7 protein-coding genes are annotated in these 8106 nt (G+C 71.2%); 5 read left to right on the plus strand and 2 right to left on the minus strand.

Going from position 1 to position 8106, the window contains the following annotated elements; translation table 11 throughout:
* Positions 1–40: 40 nt before the first annotated feature.
* Both ACFVYA_RS20480 and ACFVYA_RS20485 read left to right on the plus strand, forming a co-directional pair.
* Positions 41–1597, plus strand: a complete 1557-nt coding sequence (locus tag ACFVYA_RS20480) for a CdaR family transcriptional regulator (protein WP_285986042.1) — start codon at positions 41–43, stop codon at positions 1595–1597.
* A gap of 165 nt (positions 1598–1762) precedes the next feature.
* Positions 1763–2680: a zinc metalloprotease gene (locus ACFVYA_RS20485; protein ID WP_285986043.1), complete on the plus strand. Its 918-nt coding sequence runs from the start codon at positions 1763–1765 to the stop codon at positions 2678–2680.
* 56 nt (positions 2681–2736) lie between these two features.
* Here ACFVYA_RS20485 and ACFVYA_RS20490 read toward each other — a convergent pair whose 3' ends face one another.
* Positions 2737–3144 (minus strand): pyridoxamine 5'-phosphate oxidase family protein, encoded by a 408-nt coding sequence (locus ACFVYA_RS20490; protein ID WP_387046975.1) that lies wholly within the window; start codon positions 3142–3144, stop codon positions 2737–2739.
* On the minus strand, positions 3141–4076 hold the full coding sequence (locus tag ACFVYA_RS20495; RefSeq protein ID WP_387046976.1) for a zinc-binding dehydrogenase: 936 nt from the start codon (positions 4074–4076) through the stop codon (positions 3141–3143). Before ACFVYA_RS20495 ends, ACFVYA_RS20490 begins: the two co-directional genes overlap by 4 nt.
* A gap of 172 nt (positions 4077–4248) precedes the next feature.
* Here ACFVYA_RS20495 and ald point away from each other — a divergent pair, with 172 nt between their 5' ends.
* The 3 genes from ald to ACFVYA_RS20510 all read left to right on the plus strand — a co-directional run bounded on the left by ald (position 4249) and on the right by ACFVYA_RS20510 (position 7962).
* Positions 4249–5364 carry an alanine dehydrogenase gene (gene ald / locus ACFVYA_RS20500; RefSeq protein ID WP_387046978.1) on the plus strand — a complete coding sequence of 372 codons (1116 nt, stop codon included), beginning with the start codon at positions 4249–4251 and terminating at the stop codon, positions 5362–5364.
* Between the two features lie 649 nt (positions 5365–6013).
* The gene (locus tag ACFVYA_RS20505; RefSeq protein ID WP_387046979.1) at positions 6014–7081 is read left to right on the plus strand and encodes an ABC transporter ATP-binding protein; all 1068 of its coding nucleotides are present in this window, start codon (positions 6014–6016) and stop codon (positions 7079–7081) included.
* The gene (locus tag ACFVYA_RS20510) at positions 7081–7962 is read left to right on the plus strand and encodes an ABC transporter permease (protein WP_387046980.1); all 882 of its coding nucleotides are present in this window, start codon (positions 7081–7083) and stop codon (positions 7960–7962) included. The genes ACFVYA_RS20505 and ACFVYA_RS20510 overlap by 1 nt, the downstream gene beginning before the upstream one ends.
* Positions 7963–8106 lie beyond the last annotated feature (144 nt).

An 8106-nucleotide genomic window follows, 5' to 3' on the forward strand; every position in this document is an offset into this window, starting at 1 on the left:
CGCCCGGGCGGAGCAGCGCATCCTCGGCGAGAATGCTCTCGTGGTTTCGGTGCGCAGCGTGGTCGACCGGGTGGGGCCGACGCTGCTCCACGCGCTCCAGGTGCCCGACGACTCGCCCGCCGTCGCCGACGTCGTCATCGCCGAACCCGGTGGGGCCCTCACCCTGTCCGCCGGCGACCTCGTGCTCGGCGTCGCCACGACCGGGCCCGAAGACGCCGCCGAGCTGGTGAAGCAGAGCGCCGGGCAGGGCGCCGCCGCCGTCCTGCTCAAGCCGCCGCTGGCCGCGAAACCGGCGGTGAAGCGGGCCGCGAAGGCCAGCGGGATCGCGCTGATCCAGGTGCACGCCGCGACCTCGTGGGCGCAGCTCGTCTGGCTGCTGCGGACCGTCCTGGACGCCCTCGCCGACGAGTCGGAGGACCTCGACCCCGGGTCCGGCGACCTGTTCCGGCTGGCCGACGCCGTCGCGAGCGTCGTCGACGCGCCGGTGACCATCGAGGACACCAACTCGCGCGTGCTCGCCTACTCCGCGCGCCAGGACCTGACCGACCCCGCCCGCGTCGCCACGATCATGGGCCGGCGCATCCCGGACGACGTCCTCGCGCGGTTCCGGTCGCGCGGGGTGTTCCGCGAGCTGTCCCGTGGCCGGCAGACGATCTTCGTCCCGGCCCAGCGCGACGGCACGCTGCCGCGGCTGATCGTGCCGATCCGGATGGGCGGCGAGCTGCTCGGGTCGATGTGGGCGGTGGTCGCCGGGCCGGTGTCGGACGAGCGCGCGGCCGCGTTCGCCGACGCGGCCCCGGTCGTCGCGCTGCACCTGCTGCGGCGGCGCGCGCACACCGACGCGCAGCGCCGCGCGTCGGCCGAGCTGCTGCGCGCGGTGCTCGAAGGCCGGGCGAACCCGCGCAAGGCGATGGCGGAGCTGGACCTGTCCGACGAGCCGCACCGCGTGGTCGTCATCGAGGTCACCGGCGGCGACGGGCGCGACGCCGAAGGCCTGCGGCTCGCCCTGCTCGAACGGATCTCCCAGGGCATCGGCAGCCGCCCGGTGGCGACCGAGCTCGGCGGGCTGCTCTACGCCGTGGTGCCGGACCGGCCGGGTCCGGGCGGCTGGGCCGAGCTGAGGCAGGCCCTGGACGCGCAACCGGCGTCCCGGCGCGGCGGGGCACCGCGGGCGGCGGCGGGCTCCCCCGGCGGGATCGGCGACCTCTCGGCGTCACGCGCCCAGGCCGACGAAGCCCTCGGCCTGCTGCGCGCCGAAATCCTCGCCGAGCGCGTGATCGCCTTCGACGAGGCCTGGACGGCGTTGACGCTGCACCGCGGCGCGACGGCGGCCTCGGCGGCGCAAGTCGCCGATCTCGGCCCGCTGCGCACCCTGCGCGCGCACGACGAATCGGGCAAGGCCGGGTACGTCGAGACGCTCTACGAGTGGCTGCGGCACCCCGGCGACCCGCGGGCGGCGGCGCGGGAGCTGCGGATCCACCCGAACACCCTGCGGTACCGGATGCGGAAGCTCCTCGAGCTGGTGCCGCTGGACCTAGACGACCCCGACGTCCGGCTGGCCCTGCTGACCCAGCTCGTCGCCGTGCGCTGGAGCTGATGGGCCGTTCGGCCCAGCGTTTCACCCATGCGTTACTCCGCATGGATCGCGCCGATCGTTCGGAAATGTCTTTTCCAGCCGAAAGATGGTGGATTCCGAAGATCGCGTGCCGCATTTTCTCTTCACCACCCCGGGTAGCCGGGTCGTTGCCAGAGGAGTTCCTCCATGAGCAGTTCGGAGCGGTTCGGTAAGGCCATCAAGCTGGGTGCGGTGTCCGCGCTCTCCCTGGTCGCCCTGGTCGTCCCGGCCGCAGGAGCCGGGAGCGCCGTCGCGGCGCCGAGCGGCGACTGCTTCACCCCCACCCACGCCGCGGACCGCAGCAAGGACGGCCACGCCGACTCGGTGTCCCCGGCGGAGGCGGCCCGCATCGAAGCGGACATGCAGAGCAAGCTCGCCGGCAAGCGCACGGCGTTCTCCGCCCAGGCGGCCGCGGTCTCGATCCCGGTGTACTTCCACGTGATCACCAGCGGTTCGACCGGCAACCTGCCCGCGTCGACGATCACCAAGCAGATCTCGGTCCTGAACAGCGCCTACGCGTCGAGCGGCTTCAGCTTCTCGCTCGTGAGCACCGACTACACGAACAACTCCACCTGGTACAACGGCATCACCGACGGCACCTCGGCCGAGCGCAACATGAAGAACGCCCTGCGCAAGGGCGGCAAGAACGCGCTGAACGTCTACACCGCCAGCCTCGGCGACGACCTGCTCGGCTGGGCGACGTTCCCGTCGAACTACAGCTCCCAGCCGAAGATGGACGGCGTGGTGCTGCTGGACGAGTCCCTCCCGGGCCGCTCGGCGACGAATTTCAACGAAGGCGACACGGCAACCCACGAGGTCGGCCACTGGATGGGCCTCTACCACACGTTCCAGGGCGGCTGCTCGGGTTCGGGCGACTACGTGTCGGACACCCCGGCCGAAGCAACGGCGACGTCCGGCTGCCCGACGAACAAGGACACCTGCACCTCGACCGGCAAGGACCCGGTCCACAACTTCATGGACTACAGCTACGACAGCTGCATGTACGAGTTCACCGCGGGCCAGACCTCGCGGATGAAGAGCGCGTGGTCGGCGTACCGCGCCTGAGCCTCCGCTTCCCGCGGCGGAAACCGTGAAGGCCTCCTCGGATTCCGAGGGGGCCTTCACGGCACCTGGTAGCTGAGGTCCTTCGCCACCAGCCGCGAAGGCCGCAAGTGAACCCAAACCGCGCCCACGTCCCCGTGCAGGTACTCGCGGAACCGCGGATCCCACCGCTCCTCGTCCACCCCCAGATACCGCACCAGCTTCCGCCGGCCACGCGCGACATCGAACGGCCGCAGCTCCGCATCACCGCTCGCCAAAACCTGCAGGACCACCCCGGTGCCGAGCTCACAGACATCCACCGTCAGCGCGATCCGCGGCCGCTCGCGGAGGAGCGCCGGCAAGCGGGACCACGGGCCGCTGAGGATCCAGAACGCGCCGTCCTCCCACAGGTACCAGGTGGGCCGGACCGTCGGGCCGTCCGTGGCCACCCGCGCCGTCAACGGCCTGGCGAGGAAGTCGTCGATCACGCGACCAGCAACGTCTTGCCCACCGTCGTGCGCGACTCGATCGCCGCGTGGGCGTCCGCCGCCTTCTCCAGGGGGAACCGCTGGCCGATCACCGGTACCAGCTGCCCCGTCGCCGCCGCGGCCAACGCCGACTCCGTGAACGCCCGCAGCTGCGCCGGCCCTCCGAGCGAGCGCACCAGCGAAACTCCCCGCGCCGCGGCGTCCTCTTCGGACACTTCGGCCCACGAACCGCCCGCCAGCCCGTACACCGCCATCCGGCCGCCCGGGCGCAGCAGCCCGAACGCCGCCGTGCCGATCGCCCCGCCCACGCCGTCGAACACGACGTCCACCGGGCCGACCGAGGACGTCCAGTCCGGCCGCAGGTAGTCGGCCACGGCGTCGGCCCCGAGCACGTGCGCCACCTTCGCCGGGCCGCCCGCCGCGCCGATCACCGTGGCTCCCGCCGCCTTCGCCAGCTGGACCAGCAGGCCACCGACACCGCCCGCCGCCGCCTCGACCAGCACCCGATCGCCCGGGCGCACCCGGGTCGCGTGCACCAAGCCGGTCGCCGTCCGGCCGTCCGCGAGCAGCGCCACCGCCGCGTCGAGCGACAGCGCGGGCGGCACCTCGAACACCGCCGCGGCGTCCACCGCGACGCGCTCGGCGTACCCGCCGGAGCCGCCGGTCGACGTGACCACCCGCTGCCCCGCCAGCCCCGGGTCCACCCCCGGCCCGACCGCGCTGATCACGCCGCCGACGCCGTTGCCCGGGATCACCGGCAGCGCGACCCGGAACGGCCCCGGCGCGCCCGCCCGGAACTGCGTCTCGACGAACGTGGTGTTCGCGAACACCACCTCCACCAGCACCTGCCCGGGCCCCGGGACCGGATCCGGTGCCTCCCCCGGGACCAGGACCTCCGGACCGCCGAACTCTCTCAACCACACTGCACGCATGCCGCAACCCTGCGACTTCGAGTGAAGTCGAGGTCAAGGGTCTTGTTCCGCCAGCACCACGAATGCGGCTCAGAACTGTCCGTACAGCACGATGACACCGCCGTCCGGGTGGTTCACCGTGAGTGGCAACACCACCCCGATTCCGGACGCAGACCGACCCAGGAGGCCGACCGTGCGTATCGCCGTTCCCCGTGAGATCAAGAAGCACGAATACCGGGTGGCGCTGACCCCGGCCGGGGTGCACGAGCTGGCCGGCCGCGGGCACGACGTCTTCGTCGAGACCGGCGCCGGGGTGGGTTCGTCCATCACCGACGAGGAGTACGTCGCCGCCGGCGCGAAGATCCTCGCCACCGCCGACGAGACCTGGGCCGAGGGCGAGCTCGTCCTCAAGGTCAAGGAGCCCATCGCCGAGGAGTACGGCCGGCTCCGGCGCGACCAGGTCCTCTTCACCTACCTCCACATCGCCGCCGACCGGCCGCTGACCGACGCGCTGCTGGCGGCCGGCACCACCGCGATCGCCTACGAGACGGTGCAGACGGCCAGCGGCGCGCTGCCGCTGCTCGCCCCGATGTCCGAGGTCGCGGGCCGGCTGGCCCCGCAGGTCGGCGCGTTCTCCCTGATGAAGCCCAGCGGCGGCCGCGGTGTGCTGCCCGGCGGCATCCCGGGTGTGCACCCGGCGCGCGTCGTCGTCATCGGCGGCGGGGTCGCGGGCCTGAACGCCGCCCGCGTGGCGCTCGGCCTCGGCTCGGACGTCGAGATCCTCGACACCAACGTCGACCGCCTCCGCCAGATCGACCACGACTTCGGCGGCCGCATCCGCACGGTGACGTCCAACCGGCTGTCGGTCGAGGAGGCCGTGCTGCAGGCCGACCTGGTCATCGGGGCGGTGCTCGTCCCCGGCGCGAAGGCGCCGAAGCTGGTCTCGAACGACCTGGTGGCCCGCATGAAGCCGGGCAGCGTGCTCGTCGACATCGCGATCGACCAGGGCGGCTGCTTCGCCGACTCGCGCCCCACGACGCACGACGACCCGACCTACACCGTGCACGAGTCGCTCTTCTACTGCGTCGCGAACATGCCGGGCGCGGTGCCCCGAACGTCGACCTACGGCCTCACGAACGTCACGCTGCCTTACGCGGTCCAGCTGGCCGAGCACGGCTGGAAGGCCGCGCTCCAGGCCGACGCCGCGCTCGCGAAGGGCCTCAACACCCACGCCGGCGCCCTGACGAACGCCCCGGTCGCACTGGCCCACAACCTCCCGCACACCCCCCTGGACACAGTCCTAGCCTGACCGCCTGACCGCCTGACCGCCTGACCGCCTGACCGCCTGACCGCATTTCCCCGAGCGGGTTCCTGCCGCACCCCGGCAGGAGCCCGCTCCCTTTTTCGACAGCCCCCACACCGCTCGAGCCGACACCACGCGCCAAGAAACTCGGCGGTAAGCATGAGAATGGGAGCACTGTTCCCCTGTTCCCCTGTTCCCCTGTTCCCGAGGCCCCCGGCAGACGCGATAGCCGTTCAGCCCGGCCAGCACAATATCCGCCACCCCCCAACCACGCTGGAAGCCGAGCACAAGGCACCGTGGGGGTCCGGGGGGCTCGGCCCCCCGGGAGAAACGACGAAGTCGACATGAGCGGCGAAGCCGCGATGCAGAGACGAAGGGGCGACCCGCTCAACCAGCCTGGGGGTCACTGGGAGCGGGCCGCCGATACCTAGCTTAGAGGGGTCTGGCGGACTTGGCTGCACCGGGTCGGCAAGTCGCACGAATTCTTTACCAAGTTGATCTGGCCGGAGATCATGAATCCTCTGGTCACGGCGGCCGAGACCCCTACTCGCCGGTAGCGGAAAGTGACGAAGGTCGCTCTCGGGCGTTCCGTGCGCGCGAGCGCCGCCGGTAGGGCAGGATGACGCCGCATCAGCGGGGAACGTTAGGGGACGGTATGCACGACGGCAGTGGCCGGATTGTGGTGCAGAACCTGAGCAAGCGGTTCGGCGCAGTGAACGCCGTGCAGAACCTCAGCTTCACGGTGGAACCTGGTTCGGTGACGGGCTTCCTGGGTCCGAACGGCGCCGGCAAGACGACGACGTTGCGCATGTTGCTCGGGTTGGTGACACCCACGTCGGGGACGGCGACGATCAACGGGCGGCCGCACGCGCAGCTGGGGAGCCCGGCGCGGGTGGTCGGCTCGGTTTTGGAAAACGAGGGTTTCCACCCGGGCCGGACGGCCCGCAACCACCTCCGGGTGTACGCCGCGGCCATCGGTGTGCCGGATCGGCGCGCGGACGAGGTGCTCGGCCTGGTGGGTCTGGGCAGCGCTGCGGACCGCAAGGCGGGCGGGTTCTCGCTCGGCATGCGGCAGCGGCTGGCGCTGGCGACGGCGCTGCTGGGCGATCCGCAGGTGCTGGTGCTCGACGAGCCGACGAACGGCCTCGATCCCGAGGGGATCCTGTGGCTGCGCAACTTCCTGCGGTCGTACGCGCGGGAGCAGCGGCGGACCGTGCTGGTTTCGAGCCACCTGCTCAACGAGGTGGAGCAGCTGATCGACCAGGTCGTGATCGTCAGCCAGGGTGTCACGCGCTACTACGGGCCGCTGGAGCAGCTGCGCAAGAGCCAGCAGTCGCGGGTGCTGGTGCAGCCCGCGGATCCGTCGGCGCTGGTGAAGGCGTTGCAGGACAACGGCATCGTCGGGGTTTCGCCGACGCCGGACGGCCGGGTCGCGGTGGCCGGGTCGAGCGTCCAGCAGATCGGTGACATCGCCGCGAAGGCGGGGATCGCCGTCTACGGGATGCAGGAGGAGCACGCCGATCTGGAGCGGATGTTCTTCCAGCTGACGCAGGGCCAGTACGCCGGCGCGCCGGGTCAGCCGCCGCCGGGCTACCCGCCGCAGCCGCAGTACCAGGGCCCGCCGCCTGGTTACCCGCCGCAGCAGCAGCACTACCAGCAGGGTCCGCCGTCGGGCCCGCAGCAGCAGCAACAGCAGCAGTACTGGGGAGGACCGCAGCAGTGATGGGCAACCTGATCAAGGCGGAGTTCCGCAAGACGCTGTCGCTGAAGACGTGGTGGGTGCTGCTGATCCCGCTGGCGCTGGTGGCGTTCTGGCTGACGTTCTTCTGGGGCAAGATCACGAACAACTTCGTGGACTACATCGGCGGCTCCGACGCTCGCGAGATCGCGAGAGCGGTCGGCCTGGACGCGAGCAAGCTGCCGGTCGGGCTGCTGGCGTTCGCGCACGGTGTGAACATCGCGCAGCTGATCCCCGGCCTGTTCGGCGTTTTCGCGCTGGCCGGCGAGTACCGCAACAAGACGATCACGACGACGTTCCTGACGGCGCCGAACCGGGTCACCGCGCTGACCGCGAAGATGCTCACGTACGTGGCGTGGGGCGCGATCTACGGTCTGGTGAGCGCCGGCGTCTCGGCGATCGCGGTGATGGCCTCGGTCGATTCCAGCCGGTGGCCCAGCGCGGGCCAGTGGCTGGCCGCGCTCGGCGGGACGATCCTGGCCTCGGTGCTGGTGACGCTGTTCGGCATCGGGTTCGGCGCGGTGCTGCGCAACGTGCCGCTGGCCGTGGTGCTGTTCCTGGTGTGGTTCCTGATCGTGGAGAACGTGCTCGTCATCGCGCTCTGGGGCCCGGCCGACATCCTGGGCGGCCTCCTGCCGAACGGCACCGCCAACGGGATCGTGGGCGGGATCGCGGCGGACGCGTTCGGGATCAACTCGCTCAACCTGCCGGGCGGTGTCGACCACTGGTCGGCCCTCGGCCTGCAGCTGGCGGCGGGCGCGCCGGGCGTGATCTCGTGGTGGGCGTCGGCGCTGATCTTCTTCGCGTGGACGATGATTTTCTTCGGCCTCGGCTGGGCGGGCAACCAGAAGCGCGACATCACGTAGTTCCGCACTCCCGCGAAGGCCCCCCCGAGCAGGACGAGGTGGCCGTCCCGGCCTTCGACGACATATAATTTGGGTTGTGGGGGATAAAGTACCCAGTCTCATATTAACAACTGAAGATGCCCACGACAAAGAAAATGTACAACT

Origin of the sequence: Amycolatopsis sp. NPDC058278 (assembly GCF_042881395.1) — a bacterium.
In the GTDB taxonomy this organism is placed as follows: domain Bacteria; phylum Actinomycetota; class Actinomycetes; order Mycobacteriales; family Pseudonocardiaceae; genus Amycolatopsis.

Excerpts from the sequence above, each read along its gene's own strand:
- ACFVYA_RS20485 (WP_285986043.1), top strand. The coding sequence starts at position 1,763 with ATGAGCAGTTCGGAGCGGTTCGGTAAGGCCATCAAGCTGGGTGCGGTG.
- ACFVYA_RS20495 (WP_387046976.1), bottom strand. The coding sequence starts at position 4,076 with ATGCGTGCAGTGTGGTTGAGAGAGTTCGGCGGTCCGGAGGTCCTGGTC.
- ACFVYA_RS20505 (WP_387046979.1), top strand. The coding sequence starts at position 6,014 with ATGCACGACGGCAGTGGCCGGATTGTGGTGCAGAACCTGAGCAAGCGG.
- ACFVYA_RS20510 (WP_387046980.1), top strand. The coding sequence starts at position 7,081 with ATGGGCAACCTGATCAAGGCGGAGTTCCGCAAGACGCTGTCGCTGAAG.